This is a genomic window from Vibrio sp. MED222 (assembly GCF_000153005.1).
Classification (GTDB): Bacteria; Pseudomonadota; Gammaproteobacteria; order Enterobacterales; family Vibrionaceae; genus Vibrio; species Vibrio tasmaniensis_A.
This window is the reverse complement of record NZ_CH902607.1, coordinates 558,892-583,967: the sequence shown is the minus strand read 5'-3', so window position 1 is coordinate 583,967 and position 25,076 is coordinate 558,892. Positions and strand designations below refer to the sequence as shown.

Below are 25,076 nucleotides of genomic sequence, written 5' to 3'. Positions count from 1 at the left end.
TGCTGAGTACGATGATAGCGAAAGCGCTCCCCATGGTTGGGGCTAATTGGCCTTGTTGTTATGAACTCACTTCTCAACGTTTATCGTGAAGATTTTTCGATTGTTGGTATGGTGTTTCTATAGTCTTAGAGAGGTTTTATGATGTTGAAAATGAAAAGTAGTGTACTTGTGGTGTGTTTATTCGGTTTTAGCGTGGGAGCTACCGCTTCAACACTAGAAGAGTGTGCCAAACTCCTTCCTGACGGTCACACTTATAAAGTAGAGATCATTTTAGACGTAGATAAGACTGATAAGGAGCCAACGGTTACTGGTAGTTTTGGGGTGGCGGGTGGAGCCGATGCGCCTGTGACTTTCGATATTGGTGATTTTGTCGAGTGCGCAGGCCCTTTGATCAAAACCGTAGACACAGATAGCAACGATGAATCTAAGTCCTAGTCACTTGTTATCTTGTTGGTCAGCTCATTAGCCAGTTAACGAATTCATAAAAATACCGCCGTAATCAACGGCGGTATTTTTTATTACGTTTATTACATCATTCACCACAGAACAAAGAACATTCAGCAGAGAACATAGAGCAGAAAGACTAGTTAACGTGAGCTAATTCGACACTCTGCGTTTCGTTCGCCACCTTCCAATCTCCACCTAAGGCTTTATATACTGCAATCGTAGTATTGGCGGTTTGAAGCTTGGCGGCTACTTGGCGATCTTGCATCGCTTTTTGTTGTCTTTGTGCGTCTAACACCGACAAGTAATCGACTAGCCCCGCTTTGTATAGCGACTTTGCCTTGCTCACCGCGTTATCAACGGCAAGGGTAGCTTCATCGATGCGCTTTTGGTTCTCTTGGCTACGGCCATAGGCAAACAAGCTTGAATCGACTTCTGCAAAGGCGCTGTCGACAGAGTGTTGGTAGTTAAGCGCTGCAGAACGGAACCTTGCTTCGTTCATTTCTACCATGGCTTCGCCTCGGCCACCATCGAATACATTCCAACTGATACCGGCAGATGCAGCCCAACCGAATGAGTCGCTACTGAACAGATCATCAAAGCTTCCTGCCGTCACACCTGGCGTACCCGTTAGGAAGAACTTTGGATAGCGATTAGCAATGCTTGCACCAAGTTCTTCGTTAATGGCTGCCATTTCGCGTTCTGCGATTCGGATATCTGGGCGTCGTTCTAATAAGTCAGAAGGTAAGCCTGTCGGAATTACATCGTTCATTCGCGGAAGGGTGAATTCACCGACTAAACGTTGGTTTACGCTCGTGAGTGATTCGCCTAACAACACCGCCATACGTTGTTTGTGAACTTGCTCTGCTATTTCAAGTTGAGGAACAATAGATTCAGTCGCCGCAAGCATGGCTTTGGCTTGAGCAAGATCTAACTCAGACCCGTAGCCGCTGCGAACCACTTTGGTGACCAATTCTAAAGTCTGCTTTTGGTCGGCTATGTTCTCTAGTGCGATCATTTTTCGCTCTTGCGCGCCACGATATTGCAGGTAGTTGTGAATGACATCGGCAGTGATCAAGGTGTTCAAGCCTGATTGGAATATCTCGGTTTGTTCAACTCGAATCGTCGCTGCGTTGGATTGTTTGTCGATACGTCCAAACAAGTCCATTTCCCACGCGATGCTCGCACCTAAGAATCCACCATCGTGTTGAGCTTCCAGCAACGACATGCCCGTTGCTGACTCAACCGCATCAGAGGCACCAAATACCGGGCCAAGTAGGGAGTCGTTTTCACTCAGTTGGTAGTTGTAATAACCACCACCGACGTTAATGGTCGGAACCTTGAATGATTCGACCACGCTTTTGTATGAGTTCGCCATGTTGATTCGCTCGGCTGCCAGTTTAAGTGGGATGTTCTGGCTTTGAACATCGGCCACTAACTGATTGAGCGTTGGATCATTGAACTGTGTCCACCAATGATTATGCTGTTCGTTTTGGCTCACACCGTCTTGGTTCACATCAGCTTGGCTATATAAGAACGTCTCTGCCATGGTCGTTTGCGGTTCTTCGTAATCTGGGCCAACAGCACAACCTGTCAGCAACAAAGCGAGCGCTATGGGAGCTACTTTAAACTTAGTTAATGGATGCATGTTTATTGCTCCTTGTTGAATGAAGTTGTATTGCCGCTGTTTGAAGGCTGAGGTGTTGCATCAAGCACAATCACAGCGTCTTTGATTGCTTCTGCTACTGACTTTTTTTCTTCAGTTCGATAGAAAAGCTTGTACAGCGCAGGCATCACAAACAGAGACAACACGGTTGCTGCAGCTAAGCCTCCGATAATGGTTGCCGCCATCTGGTCAAACAGTAGGTCGCTTAACAACGGGATCATACCAAGTGCTGTAGTCAGTGCCCCCATTGAAATCGCCATTGTACGGTTCACGGTTGCTTCTTTGATGGCGTCAGATAGTGAGCGCCCGTTCTTACGTTCAAGTTCTATTTGGTCCATCAATACAATGCCGTTTTTGATGATCATACCTGTTAAGGTTACGGCGCCAATCAATGCCATAAATCCGAATGGTTTATCCAATAGCAATAAGCTGAATGTGGCACCCGTCGCTGCAAGCGGTAGGGTAGTGAAGATGATTACTGGTTGTTTGAAGCCGTTAAACATCGCCACCAAGATGATGATCATTAACAAGATTGCTTTAGGTAGCTGTTTAAGAATATCGCTGACGGCTTTGTGCTCGTCGTAATATTCGCCACCCCATTCAAGGCTATAACCATCAGGCAAATGAATCGCTTCAATTTGGTCTTTGATTGAGTTCCTCACCGCTGCTGGTGTGGTGTAACGACCGACACCTGCTTGTGCTGTGATGGTTTTTACACGGTCACGGCGCCAAATCATGGTTTCTTCGCTGCTTAATTCAAATCCATCGACAACTTGGCCAAGTGGAACACTGTGGATGCCCAACAGAGATCGTACGGGCAACGTTTCCAATGACTGAATCGAACTCTTTGTGCCTCGCAGTTGAATTGTGACCAGTTCATCGTTTAAGTTCATACGACCCAAGGGCATACCTTCTGAAGCTCGCTTCATCGCGAACGCAATATCCGCGCGGTTTATACCTGCAGTGCGCATCTTTTCTTGGTTGATGACCGGCTCAAATACTTTACTTTTCTGTCGCCAGTCGTCACGAACGTATTTGGTGTCTGGGTGTTCTGCGAAGATTGCTTTTGCTTGCTCTGATAAGCCATGTAAGACCTCGGCATTAGGGCCTGAGAAACGTGCTTCAACGCTGAATTTATCCGCCGTCGCCAATTTTAAGCTTCTAAAGCGAGGGTCTGCGTTCGGAAACTCTTCCATTAACCATTTATCACCGCGTGCAATCAATGGGCTTAGTGACGGAAAATCGGTCGCGTTAATCAAAATCTGACCATAGGCCGGATCGAACGGTTCTGGCTCTATAGTCACTGAGAAGCGAGGAGCACCTGCGCCAACATAGGTTGAAATACTTTCGACTTCGGGCTGTTCCAACAACCATTGTTCGATTCGCTTCATGTCTTCTGAGGTTTGTTCAACCTTGGCACCGTTCGGTAGCCAGTAATCTAGGAACAGGATCGGTCGGTCGGCTTGTGGAATAAAGTTAACGGCAATGTTCGGGATAGCTAATGCCGTCACTAATATCAACGGAACCAAAGCGCTCAATGCTTTAAGCGGATTATCGACAGTCCAGTTGACACTCTTACGGTATAAGCTGACTTTGGTGTTATCAGCTTGCTTGGTTGGCTTGATGAAGAACCAACACATCAAGGCCGTGAAGGTCATCGCAACTAGCCAAGACAGTAACAATGACGACGCGATGATAAGGAATACCGAGCTTGCGAACTCAGCAGCATCGGTTTTTGAAAAAATTACAGGGCTCGCACCCATGATAGCGATAACTGTCGCACCAAAGAGTGGTGTTGCTGTCTCTTTAACAGAGTCAATCGCGGCTTTAGTGCGGTCGATGCCTTTGTTGATTTTCACAATCATCATGTCGGTGATGACAATGGCGTTATCTACCAACATTCCGAGGGCAAGAATGAACGTACCTAGCGAAACTCTGTGTAAGTCAATCGAAGTCATGTTCATGTAGATAAGCGTCAACAAGATAGTCAGCAGGAGGCTCGAACCGACGATGGTTGCGCTTTTTAATCCCATGAATACCGACAAGACGATAAAGACAATCGCGACACTTTCTAATAAGTTGCTTACGAAGTTGTCGATCGATTTCTGAACTTCTTCAGGTTGGTTAGCAACTGTCGCAATATCAACACCTAGTGGTAAGGTTGTTTGAAAATCGTTGACGATCTGATTGATTTCATCGCCAAGTGATACCACGTTAACACCGGTGACTGGGCTCATCGCTAATGTGACTGCAGGTACACCGTTGTAGCGGTTTTCTGTCATCATTGGCTCTTGGTAACCCATTGTGATGTCAGCGATATCGCCTAAGCGAATTAAACTGGTTCCCAATTCACTTACGCCGCCTTTGATCATCAGATTTTTGATGTCGTCTAACGAACTGAACTCACTCGACTGTTGAACTCGGATTCGCTCAGTACCTACTGAAAACTTACCCGCATCAAACGTCATGTTTTGCGTATTCAACTGCGACCAAACTTGTGTGATAGATAGGCCGTATTGCGCCAACCTTTCATCTGGGATATCGATATGAACAACGCGTGGTTGAACACCATGCAGTTCAATCTTCTTAATACCATCGACGGTTTTAATTCTGCGTTGGAGCTCTTCTGCGTAACGTCTTAATTCTGCAGGCGATGCATCCTTACTGTGGATAGAGAAAAGCATGCCGTAGACTTCAGAGAATTCGTCTTGTACGACACTGATCTGTGCAGTTGAAGGTAGCAATAACTTCATATCAGACACTTTACGGCGTAATAAGTCCCACTCTTGAGGAAGTGCTTTTGAATTGAGAGACTCTTTTAGGTCGACAAATACCATCGACATGCCGGGGCGCGATAAAGATCGAAGCCTATTAAGTGTCGCCATTTCTTGGAGTTTGGTTTCGACGGTGTCGGTGACTTGTTGTTCCACTTCTTCCGCAGAAGCGCCAGGGTAGAGCGTTACAACGACGGCCGTCTTTATGGTGAAGCTTGGGTCTTCAAGTTTTCCAAGCTCAAAATAAGAAAACAGGCCTGCGATGACACTCAGTGCAGTGAAAAACAGGATGAAGGTGCGTTGTTTGATTGCAAAATCAGCTAGATTCATCATGGTTCACCTACAGGCTTTTAACTTGAATATTGGAGAAGTATTGTCCTTCCACCACGTATTGCGCGCCACTCACGACCACGAAGTCGCCATCGTTGAGCGTCGATTCAACACACACAGTATTTTCGGACATAGAAATCACATCCACAGTCACGCCATGAGCTTGTTCATTTTTAACAGTGAATACTTGCTCGATACCCGTTTGGTTGACTAACGCAGAATAGGGCAAACAGAAATTACTGCTCGCTTCTCCAAGTTGAGTCGTCAATGTGACCGCTTTTCCAGGTAATACCGATTTGTCAGTGGAGTCGACATGGTAAGTAACCGCATAGGTCTGCTTGATTGGGTGAGGTGACGTCGAAATTTCAGCGGCATAACCAACTAGTTTAGTCTCTGAACCATACCAATCTATGACAGAAGTTTGATTTGGTTTGAACTCATGAATCAAATTTTCAGGTACTTGAATTTTAACTTCAAGTTTATCTGGATTGTGGATTGTGAACACCGAGATGCCCGGCATTACTTGTTCGTACTGGTCAAAATTTGATGCCGCAACCACACCATCGAAAGGGGCGAGAAATTGGGTATAACGAATCGAATCTTTCGCACGGCGTATATTCTGTTCTACGACTTTAACCGCCGCTTCACTTCGCTCGTACCCGCTGATTGCACGGTCTAGGTTAACATCGGCAATCGCATTATCAGCGATGGCTTGTTTTACTCGTACAAGTTCGGATGTCGCCAATTTGTGTGCAGATTTAGCTTCAAGGGCTCGTGCTTGTAACTCTTCTAACGCGACTTGATAGTCATGAGGGTCTAGTTGCGCAAGGGGTTGGCCTTTCTTTACTGAATCACCAACAGAGACCATCATATTTTGAATAGTGCCAGGCACACGAAACGCAACGCCAGCCGTTTCCGATGATTGTATCTTGCCAGTAAAAGACTTTTCAGCCGTATGTGAAAGAGGTTCAAGTTGAATCACTTGAATTGGTCGAGCTTGTTTTTGAGGCGCAGTCGCCTCTGAGTCATTACAGCCAAACAGGGCGGTTAAGCTTAGTGCAATGACTGTATATTTGAATATAGGTGTCTGTTGAAAAGTAGACGAACGTTGAAAAATAGATGAATGTTGAAAGATAGGCTTCATGGATTGCTCCTCTTGAATTTATGAAGCGATTCTATCTTTCTATTTCGTTAGGATAATCTAGCCTGCTCGTGAAACACTGTCACAATATTCATTACAATAGTTAGAGTTTCGGAAGTTCTTGTAATAGAAAATCAATCAAAAGCTGTGCTGAATGGCTTAACGCTTTACGCTGAGGGTAGAGCAACCATGCTTCTTCTTTTTGAAGATTGTCGTCGGGGAATAGGTTAATCAAGCTACCGTCTTTGAGCTGATGTCGCACCAAAAGTTCTGGTAACAACGCGATACCTCTATGTCGAATAACACCGCCTTTAACAAAGCCAATGCTGTCACTGACGACCGAAGGTTCTACTTTGATGGTGTGATCTTTGATGTCCCATTCTTTATCGATGTCCCCACTTGGCCACCTGAAGCAAACAAATGGGTAATTAGTGAGATCTCTTAGGCTTGAAGGCTTGCCTTGTTTCTCAATAAATTCAGGGCTTGCGACAAAAATACGTTGAAGAACCATCACTTTACGGGCAACCACGTTTGCATCGCTCAACGTACCACCATGCATAGCGAGGTCTAACCCTTGACGGTACATGTCGACAAAGCCGTTACTAATGTTGCGAATATCAAGCTCAACTTTAGGATACATATCTTGGAATTTAAACAGAGTCGACTGCATGATATCGCTGGTTTCAGGCAATAGACCAATCTTAATTTGTCCGTGTGCAACCTCTGACAGGTTGGAAGCGACATGGTTTGCTTTGTCGAGCGCACTCAATGCATTGAGTAATTCTTTGTAATAGAGCTCGCCAGATTTGGTTAAGGAGAGGCTTCGTGTGGTTCTAAAGAACAGTTGAATGCCGAGAGATTTCTCAAGGTCGTTAATTCTACGGCTAACGTTAGCTCGCGGAAGGTCAAGAGCATTAGCGGCGGCAGTAAAACTACCCAGTTCGACAACGGTGGTGAACAACTTAAGATCTTCGATTTTCATAGGGTTGGTTTCGAATTTGGGTATTGGATGACAACAGTTATCGTATATCAAATAGTACATAAAATCGAAAAAACAACGAATAATTAATAACCTATTGGTGTGTATGAGACACATGTACTCAGGTGACTTAATGAAAAACGAAATCACCTCATCGATACAATCAATAAGTACGGCGTTTATTTAAAAGTATGCATGATGTAATATCTTCGCGAATATAATGTTTGAGACTACTTATGTATAATTTATCTATGAAAATGAAGATGCTTTTGTCTGCAATTGTACCAGCGATGTTGGTTGCGATTGTGACTCTAGTCATTGTTATTAACTCCCAACTATCGGCTCTTGAATATGAAATTCAAGACTACCAAACGGTCTTAACCGATGAACGTAAGAACAATATTGAAGATGCAGCTACTATCGCTCAATCTGTAGTTGAAGATGTAGTTCGACGTTTTGGTACAGGTCAAGAAGCACAAGAAGCGGTTAGATTCGCGTTAAAAGAAGCGCGTTTTTCTAATGGCAGCGGATACTTCTTTGTGTTCGACGAAAACGATCACTACATTGTTCACAGTCTAAAGCCCCAACTTGAAGGTAAAGATGGCGGCGGTTTAAAAGATCCGAATGGCATCAAAATCACGGTTCGCCTACATGAACAGGCGACAAGAGGTGGTGGTTTCATTGAATACATTTACGACAAGCCTGGATCGTCTGTCCCTCAACCAAAAATTGCGTACGCTGCTCCTATTTCTGGAACAGGTTGGTTCTTAGGAACGGGTCTGTATATTGATGACATTGCTAAGGCTACAGAGGTTTACCGTCAAGAAGCCAGTGAGCGTATGGAAACGCAAATTTCAACAATTGTCATTACTGCGCTTGCATTAGTAGCCCTAACTTGTCTGATCATGTCTTATGTCGCTTCGCGCATGATTGCCCCAATCAAAGACATGCTTAACACCTTTATCGACATTGCAAATGGTGAAGGTGATCTTACCCATCGAATTAATGTGTCGGGTACAGATGAAATTGGACAATTAGGTAAAGCATTTAACCAGTTTATCGGCAAGCTCCACAATATTATTACTGATGTTTCGAAAGCTACAAATAATGTTACGACGGCCACTGACCAAATAAGTAGCCAAACGGTTCACCTAAGTAATCAACTTCAAGAGCACAACCACGAGACAGAGCAGGTGGTGACAGCTGTTACTGAGATGAGTAGTACAGCAAACGAAGTGGCACAAAGTGCTCATCAAGTGGCTAGTGCAACGAATGAAGCTAACAATGACGCTCATAATGCTCAAAACCTTGTGCAAAAGTCGACGCAATCTATTGGCTCTTTAGAACAGAATGTGGTGACCACAAGTCAACACATGAATTCACTCCACGACCAGTCTAAAAAGATAGATGGTGTGTTACAGGTTATTGGCGAGATTGCAGAACAAACTAACTTACTAGCACTAAACGCAGCGATCGAAGCCGCGCGAGCAGGTGAGCAAGGTCGAGGCTTTGCTGTAGTAGCAGACGAAGTACGTAACCTTGCAAGTAGAACTCAAGGTAGTACGTTAGAGATTAAGACCATGCTTGATGAACTTCATAAGTTGGTTGAACAAGCGGTCTCTTCGATGGGTGAAAGTAGCAATACTTGTCAGGATGTTGTGACTTCATCAAATGATATATCAGCGGGTTTAAATGATGTTAGCACCGCTGTAGCCTCAATCAATGCAATGACCGACCATATAGCAACTGCGGCAACAGAGCAAAGCTCAGTAACGGAAGAGATAAACCGTAACTTGGTGACTATACGTGACATTGTAAGTTCACTGCTGATATCGAGTGAAACATCAAGTACCGCTGTGGATGAACTTAAACAGGCTGGTGGGCAATTAAGCCAACTTGTTGGTCAATTTAAGCTTTAGATACTAAATAAGCATAAACACTCCAATATAAATTAAAAGTGGCGACCAATTGTTAAGCAATTTGGTCGCCACTTTCTATCAAGCGTCAAGAGTTACATATCCTTAAGTAGACTATAAAAAACATCCATCACCGCGAACACATCTCACCTATTGTCCACGTCCATCGACCATTACTATGATTGTTTTAGAAATGATGCTGAGATCAGCCACAATCCAAGATTTCATAGAGCACAGACTCAGTGCATAACTGTGGTCAAAGCCCACTTTACGACGTACATCATCAATACAGGTATCATAACCTTGATTTACTTGTGCTAGCCCAGTAATACCGGGCATTACGCCGTATGTACGGTCAGCAAAGTAGGGGATTTCGTTCTCTAGTTTGGTGTAAAAAGTAGGGCGTTCAGGACGTGGGCCAATTAGAGACATCTCACCTTTCAATACATTGATCAGTTGTGGCAACTCATCAAGACGCGTCTTTCTTAAAAATCGGCCAACGGGTGTGATTCGTGGGTCATTCGCCGTAGCCCAAACGGCACCAGAACGCGTTTCTGCATCTTCGTACATACTACGGAATTTCATGATCTCAAAGATTTCCATTTTCTCCGGTGTCGATTTACCAACACGCAGTTGACGGTAGAAAATCGGGCCACGAGAAGTGAGTACAATAGCCATCGCAATCAATGGAAATACGGGCGCTAGCAAAATCAAAGCAATCAGTGAACTCACGAAATCGAAAGTACGTTTAGCACGTGAGATTTTGTATTGGTATAAGTTTTGAGTAGATAGCTGTTCAATGTTCATCATAATAAGTCCTTAATGATTCGCTCGTGTCCAAGGTGAGTTTTCTAGCCCGACTAGGTAACGAATGCCACCAATGAAGTTGGCATAGTGTCCAACTATCAAATAAGAGATTAATGAAATAGGTTTATTTACGAGACGCTTTGGCAAGATGCAGCCAAGTACGCCAATGGTATACACGGCAACTTGAGCCCATAACAACACTTCAAATATCAAGTAGTTGTTAAGTAAGATTGAGCACACCAAGCACACAATCATTAAATATGGAGTGAGTAGACGAAGTCCTTTTCCAGAGAAGAACGCAAACGCGATGCCTTTGAACTTCGGGCTGAACAAGCCAAACAATCGAATCGCTTGTTGCATGTTACCCGCTGAAATACGAAGTCTTCTTTTGAAATCTGTTTCTAAATTTGATTCTTCTAGTTCCAGTGCGACCATTTGTGTTTCGTATTCTGCGATGTAACCTTGTTTAACGATTCGCATCGGTAGGATGAAATCATCATTAATAGTGTTGAGTGGAAGCAGTTCGAACAGGTGTGTTCTAAACAAGTAGAAAGCGCCATGAGAACCTAAGCTCGAACCTAATGAAGCTTCTGACTCTTTAACGGCGGTTTGAAACTGCCAATAGGTATTTTCACCTTCGTTACCTGTTGGGCAAAGCTGATACGTTGCGTTTACCACGCCAACCTTGTCACTTACAAAGTGAGCGGCGGCAATAAGCAGCGCATCCAATGAAATAAGGGCTGACACATCACTCAGAGCCGTGATGTCGCTGTTTATGCTTGTCACTTCTTCATTGATAACCGCAACTTTCCCTCGGTTGGTTTTGTGGTCATGTATCTCGAAATAGATATCGCTGCACATCGCTTCTTGAATCGTCATTTGAGCGATTTTTACCGTGTCATCAGTACAACCATCACAAGCAATAATCACTTGTAACTTCTTTTTTGGGTAATCGAGTGAAGCAAGATTACGGATCTTGTCTGCGATCCATTGCTCTTCGTTAAATGCCGGTACAAGAATGGTGATGGTGGGTAGTGTGCAATCTTGTTGTTCGTCTTTATAACAACGGTGGCTCTCTTCAATCTGACGCGCCGGGTGACTTTTCGCATACCAACGTAGTAACAGTGGATAGGCGGCGTGATGGTAGACAATCAGCGCACCAGAGAATAAGCAAAGTCCTGCAAGCAACCAGTCGATCATGCGCAAACTCCTTCTGAGATGTCGTTGTAAGACGAAACCATTTTGATGATATCGAAGTTGTCGAGAACGTAACGACGAGGTGACAAAAAGCGTTCATTTTGTTTTTCTAATAGCGCACTGGCTAATCCGGCAATGCTGCCACTTTTGACGAGGGAACTGCTGATGGGACATAAGGTTTCATCAACCGCACCGACGTTCATCGCGACGGTTGGAATGTTACATGCTTGGGCTTCGAGTGTAGAAAGAGGAAGCCCTTCGTGGCGTGAAGGTAGGCAGAAGGTATCCAGCGCTCCGTAAAAGGTGGTCATGTCATCCACTAAGCCAAGAAAGATCACACGTTCGCTGAGATTCAAGCGGTCAGTGAGTTGTTTCAGTTGATTGCGTTTTGAACCATTACCAGCCAGTGCGACAACGGTATTTGATGGCAGTAGAGCAAGTGCCTTAATCAGCTGGTCTTGACCTTTCACGTGCTCTAAACGCCCCGCACAACCAATGATGTATTTGTCGGTTGGTAGGTTGTGCTTTGCTCTCGCGTCTGCTTTTGACATCGGTTTAAACTTCTCACAATCTACGCCGTTTTTAATCGTGATGATGTTTTTGTATGAAAACGCACAACGTAACTGATTGTAAACGCGTGTTGCATCGGCCACTAACGTTGGTTGAGCCGCTTTCAATGCAAGGGCTTGTAAGCGACGACGTTTGTTATTTTTCAAATGCCAAGCATCATGCTCGGTATGAATTCGAGTAGGAACCCCAGTTACACGGGCAGCGTAACCCGCGTAGAGCAGTGGGCCTATGTGATGCGTGTGAACAACATCAGGTCGAATACCGTTAAATGCTTTCATCAATTTGATGATGATACTGAATTGTACGCCTGGTGCTTTATCCAAAAAGACGATTTGATTTTGATACTGCTTTAATTTAGGCCAGTTGTTGATCGAGTCTTCTTTTGTTCCTTCTAAACTGACAATCAACACTTGGTCTGTTGGTTTAGCAAGGCGCAGCAAATCTAACGTTAGGGTTTCTAATCCGCCGGGAGCGAGGTGCTGAACAACGTGTATGATCTTTTTACCATGCTTCGTTAAGTGCGTATTCATAATTTGGACCCTGCCTTTATAATTCTTGTTTCGCCTTTCTGACATTTTTCTTGAAGTAACTTCTTTAAAACGTTTAGCTACACAATGAGACTGCAGGAGTTGTGCCAATTAAATAACCTTTATATTTCAATCGCTTAATGCATGATTCTATAGGGCGTTTTTTGTTTCTCAAAATGGGAATCAAAACAAAACACCAATGAATAGCTATTTGGAGCATAGGGCTTGGGTTAATCGAAAGTAGCGTTAGAACTTGAGGCTTTAGACAAAAAAAACGCCAAGCGAATGTTGGCGTTTAGTGTTAGGAAGCTAAAAAGATAAGAAGAAGCTACGAAGCTAGCAAATTAAAAATGCCTTTAAGGCTAACTAACTCATTTTAGGGATAACGGTAATGACAGGAACACCTAAGATGTCTTCGATTTCGTCTTTACGCTTGATTGAAGAGTCAAACAGCTCAAACAATATCGCCAACCCAATGCCAAGGCCGATACCTGCAACGAAACCAGCCAAAACAAACACAAAAGAAGGTATGTTAGATTTGATACTAGGCGTGAAGGGTAAATCGATAATCTTCACACGTTTGTTTTGCTCGAATACGCCAAGCGAACCTGTTAGCTGAGCCATTTCATAACGCTCTGTCAGTTCATCGTATAGCTGACGCTTGATTTCAACTTGGCGTTTAAGGCGATACATCTCTTTTGCATTTTCACCGAAGTTATTCGCCTTGTGTTCTAATTCGAAAATCATAGTACGAAGGCTTTTCGTTTCTTCAGTTAAAGACTCAAAGCGAGCGCGAACCAGTTGTAAACTGTGTAGCTGGGTGACTAAAAGAGGTTGGGTATCCGAAAGTTTGTTCAGTGTAGTACTACTTGCAATGTCCCAAAGCTGGTCGCTGTTCATCGTAGGTTGAGTTACATCGAGTAAACTCTTTCTCTCATTTTCAAGTCTGTCTAGTTCACGAACTTTAGCTTGTACGGCACTGTGTTTGTTTGTGTATTTGGCTTGAAGCAGAGCCAGTTCACTACGAATATCGATGATCTGATCTTCTATTCGACCTATCACAGGGTTGGTTTTTGAAAGCTGTTGATCGATTGACCCTAAGCTTTTTTCAACACCGGATAACTCGGCCTCTTTTTCTGCGAGTGTTTGTTTGAGTGACGCTAAGCGATTCAAACTTTGGCTCTGTACCTCAGGCGTCGAATGAACATTCTCATTCATGTATAAGGCAAGAGCTTCTTCTGCTACTTCAAGTTCAGCACTGCGTTTATCTATATGAATTTTCAAGAAGTTACTCGAGTCTTCAATCGACGAACGTTCCGGAGCGAGCAATTGTTCAATGAAATGTTCACTTACCGAACGAAGCGTCGCTTCCATTCCATCTGGCGTGTTTGAGCTTAAGCTGATTTTTAGAAAATCTTTTCCAAGCTGAGTCACCGTTAGACGTTGAGATAGGTCAGTAATGATCTCTTGTTTCTCAATTTCAGGCATATCGGGCGTGGTTAATTGCAGTTCATCAGCGACCGAGTAAAGCACATGTCGACTATGAAGTAGTGTTCTCAACGCGTTAAGGCGGTCTTTGAGCATGGTAGAAACGGCAATGTCTTCCAAGAATGGATTCATTTTGGCCGTTTCTTGAATCAACATACTGGTATGCGCGTCATATTTAGTCGGGGCCAACTTGCTCACACCGAAGCCAACAAAGGGCAAAATAAAGATTGGGAGAACAATAACGTAGCGTTGGCGCCACATGGCATTTAGGATGACTAGTAAGCGCAACTTAAGATTATTCATAAAAGCTCCAACATCCAATGTACGAAGTTACCACGGTTCTGCCAGCTCTCTTGTTCGACGACAGAGATTGGTGAATTGCTCAGCTGGCGTGCATGATCAAGCGCCCAAATCATTTGGTTTACACTACCAACTGTGGTGACATGTTCTTGATATGGCTTTAATGCTGGGAATTGAGTTGTGATAATTGGCGTGCCGGCCGCAAGGTACTCCATTAGTTTGAGTGGGCTACAAGCTCGGATCTGCTCGTTATCAACAAACGGCAACAAGCTCACATCCCAGTGTTGAGAATAGCTTGGCAGCGTATAGTGCGGACGTGGGCCAAGGTAATGTACGTTACTCAACTCAGGCAGCATGATCGTATCAAGCTCATTTGGGCCAATAAATACAAAGTCCCATTCCGGCATTGCTGTCGCGACATGATCAATCATTTCATAATCAAGCCACTTAGAAAGGCTGCCATAAAAACCAGCAATAGGGCGGTGGTTGCTTGGTAAATCTTTTGCTCTTGGTGCAGGTGTAGAAAATAGCCCGACATCGACACCATGTGGTAAGAGCTGAGCTTTCTCGCTAGGGAATTTGTCCATCAACTTTTCACTAGCAGCGAAGATCAAATCTGATTTTTCAATGAGTTCTAATTCATGCTTTGCGACCGTCTTGTGGTCTACGCCCGCAAGTGCACTAAAATCATCCCCACAGTAATAAACAACCGCTGACTCGCCTAAGTGTCCGCACAGATCAACAGCAGTCGGAAGAGAACTCCATAGGATAGGCGCGTTAAGGTTAAGCTCGGCAATCACTGGTTTTAGTTGGTGCAACATCATTTGCTGAGCCAACTTTCTACAAAATTTAGAAGCAGGCGCAGGGATTGTCTTTAAGTTAACGATAGTAATGTTGTCGTGTCCCTCAGAGTCGAGCATGTTTTGAGTAACGGCTTTGGTTTTGCCAAACAATTTGTGGAACGCTCGGGTGGCATCTTTAGCTGACAGCTTCGGTTGTCTTAGGCCAATAGAGTTGACCCATAAGACTTTGTGTTGCTTAGCAAGGTGACGCACTAAATGTTGAGTTGATGACGGTAGGCCGCCAAAGTCTTCACCAAATACGATTAAATCACGCATGGTCACCTCCATGAGTCTCTAATGAATCGAATACATCGGATTCAGTCACTTCAACGGATTTAATCTGTCCGACTACTCGAGCTGGGTTACCACCTGCGATTGCGAAGGCCGGGATATTCTTTGTTACTACGCTGCCTGCGGCTATAACGGCACCTTCGCCGATAGTTACGCCGCCTTTTACAGTTACATTGGTTCCCAACCAAACGTCAGGTTCAAGAATGATGTCGCCGATTTGCTGAGGGTCATCACCTTCACCTTGCGCTCGACGTTTTGCATCTAGCGGGTGACCAGAGTATCCAAATAGAAACGCGCCGCCAGCGATTCGTACGTTGTCAGAGATAACGACTTTACCGCCAACAGCGATAGTCGACTGCCAACCGATGTCGACGTTGTTGCCAATCGATAATAGTGGGTGTTCCAAGCCTTCAAGTGGCTGAGTACAACCAGAGAATGTCGTGTGGCCAGAGATACGGCAGTTATCGCCAATCGAAATTTGCACCGGACCGCTGACGAAAGGCAGACCACCATACAAATACAGGCGCTTGCCACATTGAGCCACACGACCTTTGAAAGCCGGTGTCCAGTAGAAGAATCGCGTCAAGCCAGAAACCAAACTTACCACTAGCTTGTGCGCTTGATAGAGGCAACGATTAAGTATTTGAGGGGTAGGTAGCTCTGCGCTTCTGATGTCTTTCAAAATGAAAAACACATTTCTAATTCGAGAATTAGGATGAAACTTAAGCCAATGTTTGAATTGATGTATAGATACTGACGTCATAATGAAAATCCTCTATTTTGTTATATAGAAGTACTTTCATATACTGTGCCATTTAATAAATATAATATTTTCAACGAGTTAAAATGTGGGTTTTAGGTTTTCTCATTTTGACAGGCAGTTTGAGATACGTTTGAGACGCAAACTGTGAGCGCTGCGAGGATATAAATCGGCCAGTTGAAGCCTTGAGTCAAAAACGTACCCGACACGATTGTTCCAATCAGACCTGCATAGATCGCATAGGCGACCGCATTTAGTTCAGGTGCGATTTCTGTGGTTGAGTTTTTTAATCTGGTGAGTGTGGATCGGGAGGTTTTGATCAAAGAAACGATAAGGCAGACAAAAATGATAAGACCAATGAAGCCAGTCTCTGCTAACACACCAAACCACGTACTGTGAACGGCGTGATTCAGTCCGTCCCAGTGCGAACTGTAAAAGAAGTAATTCGAGAAGAAGTTGTTCAACCCTACGCCAGTCAGTGGATTCTCAACCGCCATTTTTACTGCCGCTTCCCAGGCATATATTCGACCCATTGCAGATTCATCGATACCTTGTTCAGCGGCACCACCAGAAGCTCTGTCTGAGATCCCAGCAACTAAATAGAGCGCCACGGCCGCGATGGTTCCTACGGAGATTAACAGGACTTTAGAACGAACTAGTTTCCACGCAAAAATACCAATCACCGCAATACAACCCAGTAATCCGCCACGGCTTTGAGTCGCAATAATGGCGGCGAGCAGTAACAAACAGACTAACCCGCTGATTAAACGTTTGGACCGTGAGATGCCAGATGTGGTGGCTTGGCTTATCGTAAAGGCAAGGGGGAACATCAGTACCAGTGCTAAGTCGTTAGGGTCACCTAACATAGAGCCAAAATCGCGCCCAATAGTTACGCGCGAGCCTTCAACAAGCCCAATACCATTTACTGAGTTGTACACGGCAATAAAACTGACTAAAGCGCCTGCGTAGATAATCGTCATCGCGGTTTTTGCAAGATTTTCCGTGGTGTTTACTAACCAAGTAATCGCCAGCGTCATGACGATTATTTTCCAATAAACACCTTTGAATTCTGCAAATGCTATGGGCCTGTTAGACGCGAAGATAATACCAATGAAAACCAATACCCAAAATATGGCGAGCCAATTTAAACAAGGGTGCCAAAAGATTTTTAGCTCTTTACTGATTAGTGCATGCCAGATCAGAGCGGACAGGGCACCTAATGAAAGCATCAGCGGTATTTTTAACGAATAGAGTTGAGGTATGGCTTCGTGAATTCGGAAAAATGAAAAGACAACGAACAGTAGAACTAGCCAGAATGTCTTGTTTAACACGAATAACCCAGCTAATGGCACAAGAGCGAGCGCTACAATGACAGCAGGGTGAGGCACAAAGTACCAAACAATACCAAGCCCAACACACAAGGTGCTGATAGTGATGATGACTGGCAATCTATTGGCTTCAGGGGTGAGCATTGTAATCTCTATTGCTGAGTAAACTATTCATGGCAGCTCTCTATCGTTATACATTTGAAAGTCGTATCTAATGCGTGATGTTAAAGGTTGCAAAGCGAGTGCCAGTTATGCATTTCATTTAACCAACTGATTTAATGATGGATTATGGAGTAAGACTATAATCTTAAGTTGAGATTTGTCATTTTGAGAATCAGTATAAAACTGACTAAAACGGCCAAATTATCAAGCTAAAATAACCAGTTATCTACTAAGACTAGGATTAACGATCGAGTTGGTAGATTTCCAACAACTTCGGGACAACAGCTTGTGGCGAATATTGGTGTTTGACCGTTTCTATCGCGTTACTTCTGAGAGAGTCACGTTGTTCAATCGACAATGATATCCACAAAGATAAAAACTGTTCTAGTTCAGCTTCTGAATTGGCGAGGTAGCCGTTAACTTGGTGCTCGATGAGTTTAGGCAAGTTACCAACTGAGGTGGCGAGGACAGGAATGCCGCGAATCATGGCTTCTAATGCCGCCATAGGTAAGCCTTCAAAGCGGGAAGGGATGATTAACAAATCGATTTGGCTCCAAACGTCGTCCATATTGGTTTGATGCCCATGAAAGGTAACATTATCAGGCTGCGATTTAACTAACGCTTCCATTTCTGGCCCGTCACCAAAAAGCTCAAACCGAACATCAGGAAACGGTTTGGCTAATGCGACAAATCGATCAGGCGCTTTTTCGTGGCTTAATCGTCCCACAAAGCCAACATGGAATGGGCTTGATGAAGGGGACTTTGTTAATCCGGTTGGGACCTTAACAAAGTTATTCAATTGATGGGTTTTACTCGGCACTTTCGCTTTAATCTTCTCACTGACCACGAGCGACTGATCAGAAAGAAAGCTGCTGTAACGGTCGAGCCAGTCATAAAGCCATACTTTGCCTGTTGGGGTTTCACCTGCATGATAAGTGGTGATTTGTTTGGTGTTGTTTAAACGAGGTGGGAGCTTTATTAGTTTGCTGACCAAACTGGCTTTGTAACCATGAGCATGGATAAGTCTTGGCTCATAATAATGAGCTGCACGTTTAAGCTGTGTCGCGCTATTGCCGCTTGAATCTGCAGAGTATGAGGCTAAATCGGAGAGGTAACTATAAGGGATGCTCAGCGCATTCAACTTTTCAACGATGATCGCTTCAGGATTAAACTTAGTCAAAAGAACGATTCGAATAGCCTCTGAATACTGAGCGCTTTCAGATATCAGGCCTTGTGCTAACTCTAAAACATGCGTTTCTATGCCTCCAAAAGTTTGGCTGTCGATCAACAGCCAAATCTCGTGAAGGTTTACGTTGAGTACACCTTGGCTAGGCTTGATTGTACTCATCTTCCGATTCCCAAGCCTGTTTCTTACGATAAACAGTAGAAGGGCTAAGTTCTAACAGCACGGCAGCGTTTAACACATTCCCATCGCAATGATTGATGGCATGTTGAATAGCTTCGCGCTCTATTTGCCACATTGGACGAATAGCACCTTCGCTTGTTGTAAATGCGGGCGTCATCGGATCGTTGTTAGCGGGGACAACTGAGGATTGCTCCAACTCTTCCGGTGTAATAGGTGGCAACTTAGCTTCTGGTGCTTCCACAACAGCAGCTTGGGGCGCAGCTACTCGAATAGGTGTCACTGATTTCGTGGCTTGAGCTGCGTCTACTTTATTAATCGGAGGCGGTAACATGTCTTTGGTCACGCTCGTTTCATTGTTCAACACCACGATGTTACGGATGATGTTTTGCAACTGACGTACGTTGCCCGGCCACGCATAACGTTTAAGTAGATTCTGCGTTTCTTTGTCTATTGATTTGAACTTCTTCTTGTCTTGCTTCGCGTACAGCTTCAAGAAGTGATTAGACAGGGTGACAATGTCACTTCCTCGTTCACGAAGCGGTGGCATCTCGATAGGCACAACGTGAACACGATAGTAAAGGTCTTCTCTAAAGCGTCCTTCTTCTACCTCAACCAGTGGATCGCGGTTGGTCGCACAGATAATTCTGACATCCACTTTAATCTCGCGGTTGCCACCGAGTGGGGTAAACGTACCGGTTTGCAAAAATCGTAGGAGCTTCTTCTGCATCTCCAGTTCCATTTCACAAAGCTCATCGAGAAATAGGGTGCCGCCATGCGCTTGCATTGCGGCACCTTTACGGTCGGTTGTCGCACCGGTAAATGCACCTTTAACGTGACCGAAGATTTCACTTTCCATTAGGTCTCGAGGGATAGCACCACAGTTAATAGCAACGAAGGGCTTACTGTTGCGCTGGCTCTCTTGGTGAATCGCTTCCGCACACACTTCTTTACCCGTACCACTTTCACCGTTAATAAACACGCTGGCGGTAGTTGGTGCTACCGAATCGATAATTTTGTAAACCGCTTGCATAGGTAGGCAAGAGCCGATGAAATTATGAAAGCGGTCACGATCGAACTTGCTTTGCATGTCATCGACAAGGTTCTCTAGCTTAGCTCTTTTTAGATGTAAGCGAACAGAGGTCTTTAGTCGGTCGGCTTGAATGGGCTTCTCTAAGAAGTCTTCCGCACCGCGCTGGATAAGGTCTACAGCAATGTTTACTGAGCCATGTGCCGTCGCGATAATGACGGCGGTTGGTATTTCGTTCGTACTAATCCAATCTAAGACTTCTTCCCCTGGCATGTCGGGCAACTTAAGGTCGAGAATAACAAGCTGTGGAGAGTGCCTTTCAATGAAGGTCTTAGCTTCCACGCCGGTTTCGACGTGGAAGATATCGTAGGGCTCGTCCTTTACGTACTGCTTGTAGAGTACGGCGAGTGAGGTGGAGTCTTCAACTAACAATACCTTAGGGCGCATTGTGTATTCCTTTTGAAACTTTATCCTAACCAATCAATAACATAGTGATATGGAACCATCAATACGAGTCTTGTGTATTTGTTATCTACCGCATGCAATCTTTTAAGGCGCGGTGTGTAGAATTTCCCGCATTGCTACTCATACTGGTTCGCATCTTTATGGGGACTATATTAATAACGACTATGTTGAGTTTTTATCTGAACATCCAAAGTTAACTGAAGCCTGCCTGTTTCCTGTCAAGCAAGGCTTTGATTGAACGCTCTGCGAGTTCTAGTAATTCGTCAACTTGCAGAAATGCCGCATCGTGACTCTGTTCTAGACACTGCTTCTCTAAAGCGCGAGCTAACTCACCCAAAGGGCGATTACCTAATGAGAGTGCGGTGCTGCCAAGAGTATGAACCTCGAACTCAAGTGTTTGAGCGTCGTGCTGAGCGACAGCCTCTTTTATGGCGACCAAGCGTGTTTGTGATTCTTCGACATAATGGTCGATCAAGATCGGGATAATATCCGCACTTGTATCTCGAATCATTTGCTCTAGAACGCTTTCATCAACAAGCTCGCTAACTTCTTGTGAGTTTAGATGTGCAGCTGTGTCTGACGCTAAAGTGGAATTCATCAAACTAAGTCCTTTTGTTGAGCGTAATATCCGTGAGTACTATTAAGTTTTAGTCATTTTCTAGAATAATTTCAACTGCTTGCCTTATAAACAAAGCAATTAATTGCCTTCTCGCCCGAATTGCCACTATGTTTGTGACAAACCTAACGAACTGATTTAAATTTGTTTTCTCTTATGAAATATAAACTTAGGCACCTATTAGCCTGGGTACTAGTAAGCTTAAAGGGGAGAGTGCAGGACAAAGCGAGGCCGATACACATAAAAAAGACCACTGCAGTTACTAACAACAGTGGTCTTAGAGCAGGTTAACTCGCTTGGGCTAAGCTAAGTAGCTATAACCCACATCCCTATAACCCAAATAGCGATAATTTAAACAGCCGTGCTTTAAATATCGAAAAGTAGAACTACGAAGCTTTATCAATCTTTGGCTTTGGGTCGGTTTCTACTTCTTCCTCGCTACTTTCAGAGAAGATATCAGCAACAGCGCTTCTCTCTAGTTCACCTTTTAGGTTACCGTCCTCATCAACAACCGGAAGAGAATAGTCACAAGACATAGTGTCTGGTAGCACTTCTTCAATCACCGCATCAGGCAAAATGGCTGGAACTTCTTCGTATATCTCTTCACTGAAGTCATGCACCGATGAATCTTCAACTGCATCCTGTAGGCTCTCTTGTGTGACTAGACCTTGATAGCCTTCATCCGTTACGTGATAAGCGTAGTCATTTTTCAGCATCTTCATTTGTGCCAAAGCACCTTCAATCGTTTCAGATGTGATTCGATAGAGAGGGGGCTGCATAACGGTTTCAACGGTCAATGCACGAGCACGGTTTACGTCTTTAACGAATGCCTCTACATAGTCATCGGCTGGATTCAGCAGAATCTCATGTGGTGTACCTTGTTGTACCAACTCGCCATCTTTCAAAATTGCGATTCGGTCGCCGAGACGAAGTGCTTCATCCAAATCGTGGGTGATGAAAACAATCGTCTTATGAAGCTTCTCTTGCAGTTCAATGAGTTGATCTTGCATTTCACTTCGAATCAAAGGATCGAGCGCTGAAAACGCTTCATCCATTAATAAGATTTCAGCATTAGTACACAGAGCTCGAGAAAGACCAACACGTTGTTGTTGACCGCCAGAAAGCTGGGCAGGGTACTGCTTGCCGTAACCTTTCAACCCCACCGTTTCTAACCACTCATTGGCTTTCGCTAAACGGTCTTCTTTTTTGATACCTTGTACTTCCAAACCGTACGCAACGTTTTCTACCACGGTGCGATGAGGCATTAAGCCAAAGCGTTGGAATACCATCGACATTTTATGACGACGGAACTCTTCTAATTGCTTGGTATTGAGGCTCATCACATCGATGCCTTCAACCATGATTTTACCTTGAGTCGGATCTATCAAACGGTTGAAGTGGCGAATCAAAGTCGACTTCCCTGAACCAGAAAGCCCCATGATAACGAAGATTTCGCCACGGTTAATCTCAAGGTTAATCTCTTTCAAACCAACGGTATGACCCGTGTCAGCAAGAATCTGGTCTTTGTGTTCGCCGTTCTGAACTCGGTTCATAACAGACATCGGTTTCGGTCCAAACACTTTGTATAGGCCACTAATCTCAATCAATGGTTTAGTCATGCTTGAGTCCTCCTAAATGCGCATTGGTTCTTCTTGCGTATGCCTGTGAAGCGCGGTCAAAAAGAATTGCGAGGGCAACAATGGCAAAACCGTTCATCAAGCCCAATGTGAAATATTGGTTGGTGATGGATTTAAGAACTGGTTGTCCTAGGCCTTTAACACCAATCATTGATGCGATAACAACCATAGACAGTGCCATCATGATGGTTTGGTTGATACCCGCCATGATCGTTGGCATTGCTAACGGTAGTTGAACACCCCATAAGCGTTGCTTTTTGCTCGCACCAAAAGCGGTAGCCGCTTCCAATACTTCTTTGTCGACTAAGCGTATGCCTAGGTTGGTTAAACGAATCACAGGTGGAATCGCGTAGATAACCACGGCGATTAGCCCTGGAATCTTACCGATGCCGAGTAGCATTACCACTGGGATCAAGTAAACGAATGCCGGCATGGTTTGCATGATATCAAGCATCGGCGTAACGATAGATTGCGCTCGATTCGAACGAGCCATCGCAATGCCAATCGGAATGCCTAAGAATATCGAAACCAAGGTACACACAGTGATGATACTAAGCGTCCGCATGGTGTCTTCCCACATACCAAAGTAACCAATAAGGAGCAGGGAAGCGACACAACCTAAAGCCAGTTTCCAAGAGCGACTCGCGGCGTAGACAAGGCTTGTACAAACAGCGAGGACTATAATCCAAGGGGTTGAGATAAGAAGTTTTTCAAACCAAACCAGGAATGAAAGAAGAGGGTCAAATAGAGATTCAATCATTTCACCGTATTCACGAGAGAATTCACGGTATGCGCCATCTAGCGTCTTTTTTATGGTTCGTAAATCAGCGCGTTCCATCTCTGGAAAGGTTGATAACCAATTGGTGTCAGCCATTTTATATCCTTATAGTTCGGAGCCACTTGTTCATGCGATGAGGTAATCGCCTATGAAAAGGGCTCCGAATCATGAATAACATCAAGTATAGCGACGTTATTTCTGTTCTATTGTTGAAGCGTAATTACTTGTTGTTAAACCAAGCTTTTACAGTTCGGCTTCAACTTTCTTAGCCACTTCTTCAGAAACCCATGGGTGCCATACTTCTGGGAATTCACTCAAGAAATGCAGACTTGCTTCTTCACCATCGGCTTGGTTGTCTTCCATCCAAGCAAGCAGCGAGTTCATTTTGTCGTTTGTGAAACCACGTTTAGTGAAGTAGTCATAAGCTTCAGGTGCACGTGACGCAAAACTCTCAGTGGTGATAGTGTGAACGGGTGAAGGCGGGTACATGGTCGCTTTAGGTGAATCACAGTCTTCTTTGGTGGTACAAGTTAAGAACTCTTGTTCATTAACACCACTACCAAAGTCAACTTTAACCATGTCGTATTTGCCTAGAACGGCAGTTGGCGCCCAGTAGTAACCAAACCAAGCTTCTTCGCGCTCATAAGCTTTTGCGATAGAGCCAGATAAGCCGGCACTCGAGCCTGGATCAACAATCGTGAAACCACTGTCTTCCAGCTCAAGAGCGTTAAACAAGTTTCCGGCACTGATCTGACAGTTCCAGCCTGCTGGGCAACTGTAAAATGCTGATGTATCTGGGTCTTCAGGGTGCTTAAATAAGCTAGCGTTTTTACGTACACCTTCGATGGTTGCCATCTCTGGGTATTGTTTAACTAAGTAAGCTGGAACCCAAAAGCCTTCTTCACCGCCATTCACAAGTGCTTTACCTGCATAGCGAAGACGTTTTTCTTGGACACCCTTGTCCAATGCGTCTTTTAAGCTGTTGCTCCAAAGTTCAGGTGCAACATCAGGCTGGCCTTTTTCAATCATGGATGTGCCTGTTGGCATAGTGTCGCCAGGGATAAGTTCGGCATCACACCCATAACCATGTTCTAGGATGAATTGGTCGATATTGGCGATCAGTGTTGCAGAGTTCCAGTTCATATCTGCGATTGTTACGCTGCCACATTCTCCAGCGTTAGCATTACCGCTGGCTGCTGCTACTAACAAAAATACGGAGCTTAACTTGTATTTCATATTGAGTTTCCTTTCTCTTTAATAATACAACTAAGGTAACCAAGGTAAATTGATTATCTAAATTGCTCGATGGTGATCCTTTCCGTGTATTTGAACCATTTGAGCAGAAGGAGGGATGGGTGAAGTGTGAATAGATAAACGTGCAAAGTCAGTGAAGTGTGATTTGCCAATTCATCCACTGTGTTTCAACAGCCATCGGATAACTTTGTCAAACTATTACAAATTCGTCAAAAACCACCTCTATTTATAATCTTAGGGAATAATCGTACGAATTCCATCTTTGATGCGATTTACATGGCACTTTAACCGTCTGTGTCACATTACCGATAAAGTTAGGCATGGGCGGTTGATTTTTGAAGGGTTTTAAAGGTGGTAAGACCATGTCTGAAGTGCGTGAAATGCGCTGAATGGTTTTTAAAATCGTAGTTT

General features: G+C 44.3%; 19 protein-coding genes. 2 read left to right on the top strand and 17 right to left on the bottom strand.

What is annotated here, in order from left to right:
• Positions 1–138 precede the first annotated feature (138 nt).
• Positions 139–435, top strand: a complete 297-nt coding sequence (locus MED222_RS12380) for a hypothetical protein (RefSeq protein WP_032555207.1) — start codon at positions 139–141, stop codon at positions 433–435.
• A 148-nt stretch (positions 436–583) separates the two neighbouring features.
• Here MED222_RS12380 and MED222_RS12385 read toward each other — a convergent pair whose 3' ends face one another.
• From MED222_RS12385 to MED222_RS12400, 4 genes are all read right to left on the bottom strand, one after another.
• The gene (locus MED222_RS12385; protein ID WP_009846777.1) at positions 584–2,092 is read right to left on the bottom strand and encodes an efflux transporter outer membrane subunit; all 1,509 of its coding nucleotides are present in this window, start codon (positions 2,090–2,092) and stop codon (positions 584–586) included.
• Positions 2,093–2,094: 2 nt separating this feature from the next.
• Positions 2,095–5,214 (bottom strand): efflux RND transporter permease subunit, encoded by a 3,120-nt coding sequence (locus MED222_RS12390; RefSeq protein WP_009846776.1) that lies wholly within the window; start codon positions 5,212–5,214, stop codon positions 2,095–2,097.
• Positions 5,215–5,224: 10 nt separating this feature from the next.
• Complete coding sequence (locus tag MED222_RS12395) at positions 5,225–6,358, bottom strand: efflux RND transporter periplasmic adaptor subunit (RefSeq protein WP_009846775.1); 1,134 nt, start codon at positions 6,356–6,358, stop codon at positions 5,225–5,227.
• Between the two features lie 100 nt (positions 6,359–6,458).
• The gene (locus MED222_RS12400) at positions 6,459–7,337 is read right to left on the bottom strand and encodes a LysR family transcriptional regulator (RefSeq protein ID WP_009846774.1); all 879 of its coding nucleotides are present in this window, start codon (positions 7,335–7,337) and stop codon (positions 6,459–6,461) included.
• Positions 7,338–7,570: 233 nt separating this feature from the next.
• On the opposite strand from MED222_RS12400, the gene MED222_RS12405 reads away from it, so the two are divergent.
• Positions 7,571–9,253, top strand: coding sequence for a methyl-accepting chemotaxis protein (locus tag MED222_RS12405; protein ID WP_009846773.1), 1,683 nt, complete (start codon positions 7,571–7,573; stop codon positions 9,251–9,253).
• A 147-nt stretch (positions 9,254–9,400) separates the two neighbouring features.
• Here MED222_RS12405 and MED222_RS12410 read toward each other — a convergent pair whose 3' ends face one another.
• The 13 genes from MED222_RS12410 to MED222_RS12470 form a co-directional block, all read right to left on the bottom strand.
• Positions 9,401–10,060, bottom strand: coding sequence for a sugar transferase (locus MED222_RS12410; RefSeq protein WP_017097829.1), 660 nt, complete (start codon positions 10,058–10,060; stop codon positions 9,401–9,403).
• Positions 10,061–10,069: 9 nt separating this feature from the next.
• Positions 10,070–11,257 carry a glycosyltransferase family 2 protein gene (locus MED222_RS12415; protein ID WP_009846771.1) on the bottom strand — a complete coding sequence of 396 codons (1,188 nt, stop codon included), beginning with the start codon at positions 11,255–11,257 and terminating at the stop codon, positions 10,070–10,072.
• Entirely contained in the window at positions 11,254–12,354 is a 1,101-nt protein-coding gene (locus MED222_RS12420) for a glycosyltransferase (protein WP_009846770.1), read from the bottom strand. The genes MED222_RS12415 and MED222_RS12420 overlap by 4 nt, the downstream gene beginning before the upstream one ends.
• Before the next feature lie 363 nt (positions 12,355–12,717).
• Entirely contained in the window at positions 12,718–14,142 is a 1,425-nt protein-coding gene (locus MED222_RS12425; protein ID WP_009846769.1) for a GumC family protein, read from the bottom strand.
• Complete coding sequence (locus MED222_RS12430) at positions 14,139–15,257, bottom strand: glycosyltransferase (RefSeq protein WP_009846768.1); 1,119 nt, start codon at positions 15,255–15,257, stop codon at positions 14,139–14,141. Before MED222_RS12430 ends, MED222_RS12425 begins: the two co-directional genes overlap by 4 nt.
• Positions 15,250–16,035 (bottom strand): acyltransferase, encoded by a 786-nt coding sequence (locus tag MED222_RS12435; protein ID WP_009846767.1) that lies wholly within the window; start codon positions 16,033–16,035, stop codon positions 15,250–15,252. The genes MED222_RS12430 and MED222_RS12435 overlap by 8 nt, the downstream gene beginning before the upstream one ends.
• Before the next feature lie 92 nt (positions 16,036–16,127).
• Positions 16,128–17,504 carry an O-antigen ligase family protein gene (locus MED222_RS12440; protein WP_009846766.1) on the bottom strand — a complete coding sequence of 459 codons (1,377 nt, stop codon included), beginning with the start codon at positions 17,502–17,504 and terminating at the stop codon, positions 16,128–16,130.
• 259 nt (positions 17,505–17,763) lie between these two features.
• On the bottom strand, positions 17,764–18,870 hold the full coding sequence (locus MED222_RS12445) for a glycosyltransferase family 4 protein (protein ID WP_009846765.1): 1,107 nt from the start codon (positions 18,868–18,870) through the stop codon (positions 17,764–17,766).
• Positions 18,851–20,362: a sigma-54-dependent transcriptional regulator gene (locus MED222_RS12450; RefSeq protein ID WP_009846764.1), complete on the bottom strand. Its 1,512-nt coding sequence runs from the start codon at positions 20,360–20,362 to the stop codon at positions 18,851–18,853. The genes MED222_RS12445 and MED222_RS12450 overlap by 20 nt, the downstream gene beginning before the upstream one ends.
• A gap of 211 nt (positions 20,363–20,573) precedes the next feature.
• Positions 20,574–20,978, bottom strand: coding sequence for an Hpt domain-containing protein (locus MED222_RS12455; RefSeq protein WP_009846763.1), 405 nt, complete (start codon positions 20,976–20,978; stop codon positions 20,574–20,576).
• A 404-nt stretch (positions 20,979–21,382) separates the two neighbouring features.
• Entirely contained in the window at positions 21,383–22,615 is a 1,233-nt protein-coding gene (locus MED222_RS12460) for a quaternary amine ABC transporter ATP-binding protein (protein WP_009846762.1), read from the bottom strand.
• Positions 22,608–23,507 carry an ABC transporter permease gene (locus tag MED222_RS12465; RefSeq protein ID WP_009846761.1) on the bottom strand — a complete coding sequence of 300 codons (900 nt, stop codon included), beginning with the start codon at positions 23,505–23,507 and terminating at the stop codon, positions 22,608–22,610. The genes MED222_RS12460 and MED222_RS12465 overlap by 8 nt, the downstream gene beginning before the upstream one ends.
• Positions 23,508–23,654: 147 nt before the next feature.
• Positions 23,655–24,647, bottom strand: coding sequence for an ABC transporter substrate-binding protein (locus tag MED222_RS12470; RefSeq protein WP_009846760.1), 993 nt, complete (start codon positions 24,645–24,647; stop codon positions 23,655–23,657).
• Positions 24,648–25,076: the final 429 nt, after the last annotated feature.

Bases quoted from the DNA above. Each gene is read 5' to 3' on its own strand.
- MED222_RS12445 (WP_009846765.1), bottom strand. From the start codon at position 18,870: ATGAGTACAATCAAGCCTAGCCAAGGTGTACTCAACGTAAACCTTCAC.
- MED222_RS12395 (WP_009846775.1), bottom strand. From the start codon at position 6,358: ATGAAGCCTATCTTTCAACATTCATCTATTTTTCAACGTTCGTCTACT.
- MED222_RS12430 (WP_009846768.1), bottom strand. From the start codon at position 15,257: ATGCGTGATTTAATCGTATTTGGTGAAGACTTTGGCGGCCTACCGTCA.
- MED222_RS12465 (WP_009846761.1), bottom strand. From the start codon at position 23,507: ATGGCTGACACCAATTGGTTATCAACCTTTCCAGAGATGGAACGCGCT.
- MED222_RS12470 (WP_009846760.1), bottom strand. From the start codon at position 24,647: ATGAAATACAAGTTAAGCTCCGTATTTTTGTTAGTAGCAGCAGCCAGC.
- MED222_RS12380 (WP_032555207.1), top strand. From the start codon at position 139: ATGATGTTGAAAATGAAAAGTAGTGTACTTGTGGTGTGTTTATTCGGT.
- MED222_RS12390 (WP_009846776.1), bottom strand. From the start codon at position 5,214: ATGAATCTAGCTGATTTTGCAATCAAACAACGCACCTTCATCCTGTTT.
- MED222_RS12435 (WP_009846767.1), bottom strand. From the start codon at position 16,035: ATGACGTCAGTATCTATACATCAATTCAAACATTGGCTTAAGTTTCAT.
- MED222_RS12410 (WP_017097829.1), bottom strand. From the start codon at position 10,060: ATGATGAACATTGAACAGCTATCTACTCAAAACTTATACCAATACAAA.
- MED222_RS12400 (WP_009846774.1), bottom strand. From the start codon at position 7,337: ATGAAAATCGAAGATCTTAAGTTGTTCACCACCGTTGTCGAACTGGGT.
- MED222_RS12450 (WP_009846764.1), bottom strand. From the start codon at position 20,362: ATGCGCCCTAAGGTATTGTTAGTTGAAGACTCCACCTCACTCGCCGTA.
- MED222_RS12460 (WP_009846762.1), bottom strand. From the start codon at position 22,615: ATGACTAAACCATTGATTGAGATTAGTGGCCTATACAAAGTGTTTGGA.
- MED222_RS12425 (WP_009846769.1), bottom strand. From the start codon at position 14,142: ATGAATAATCTTAAGTTGCGCTTACTAGTCATCCTAAATGCCATGTGG.
- MED222_RS12420 (WP_009846770.1), bottom strand. From the start codon at position 12,354: ATGAATACGCACTTAACGAAGCATGGTAAAAAGATCATACACGTTGTT.
- MED222_RS12440 (WP_009846766.1), bottom strand. From the start codon at position 17,504: ATGCTCACCCCTGAAGCCAATAGATTGCCAGTCATCATCACTATCAGC.
- MED222_RS12385 (WP_009846777.1), bottom strand. From the start codon at position 2,092: ATGCATCCATTAACTAAGTTTAAAGTAGCTCCCATAGCGCTCGCTTTG.
- MED222_RS12415 (WP_009846771.1), bottom strand. From the start codon at position 11,257: ATGATCGACTGGTTGCTTGCAGGACTTTGCTTATTCTCTGGTGCGCTG.
- MED222_RS12455 (WP_009846763.1), bottom strand. From the start codon at position 20,978: ATGAATTCCACTTTAGCGTCAGACACAGCTGCACATCTAAACTCACAA.
- MED222_RS12405 (WP_009846773.1), top strand. From the start codon at position 7,571: ATGTATAATTTATCTATGAAAATGAAGATGCTTTTGTCTGCAATTGTA.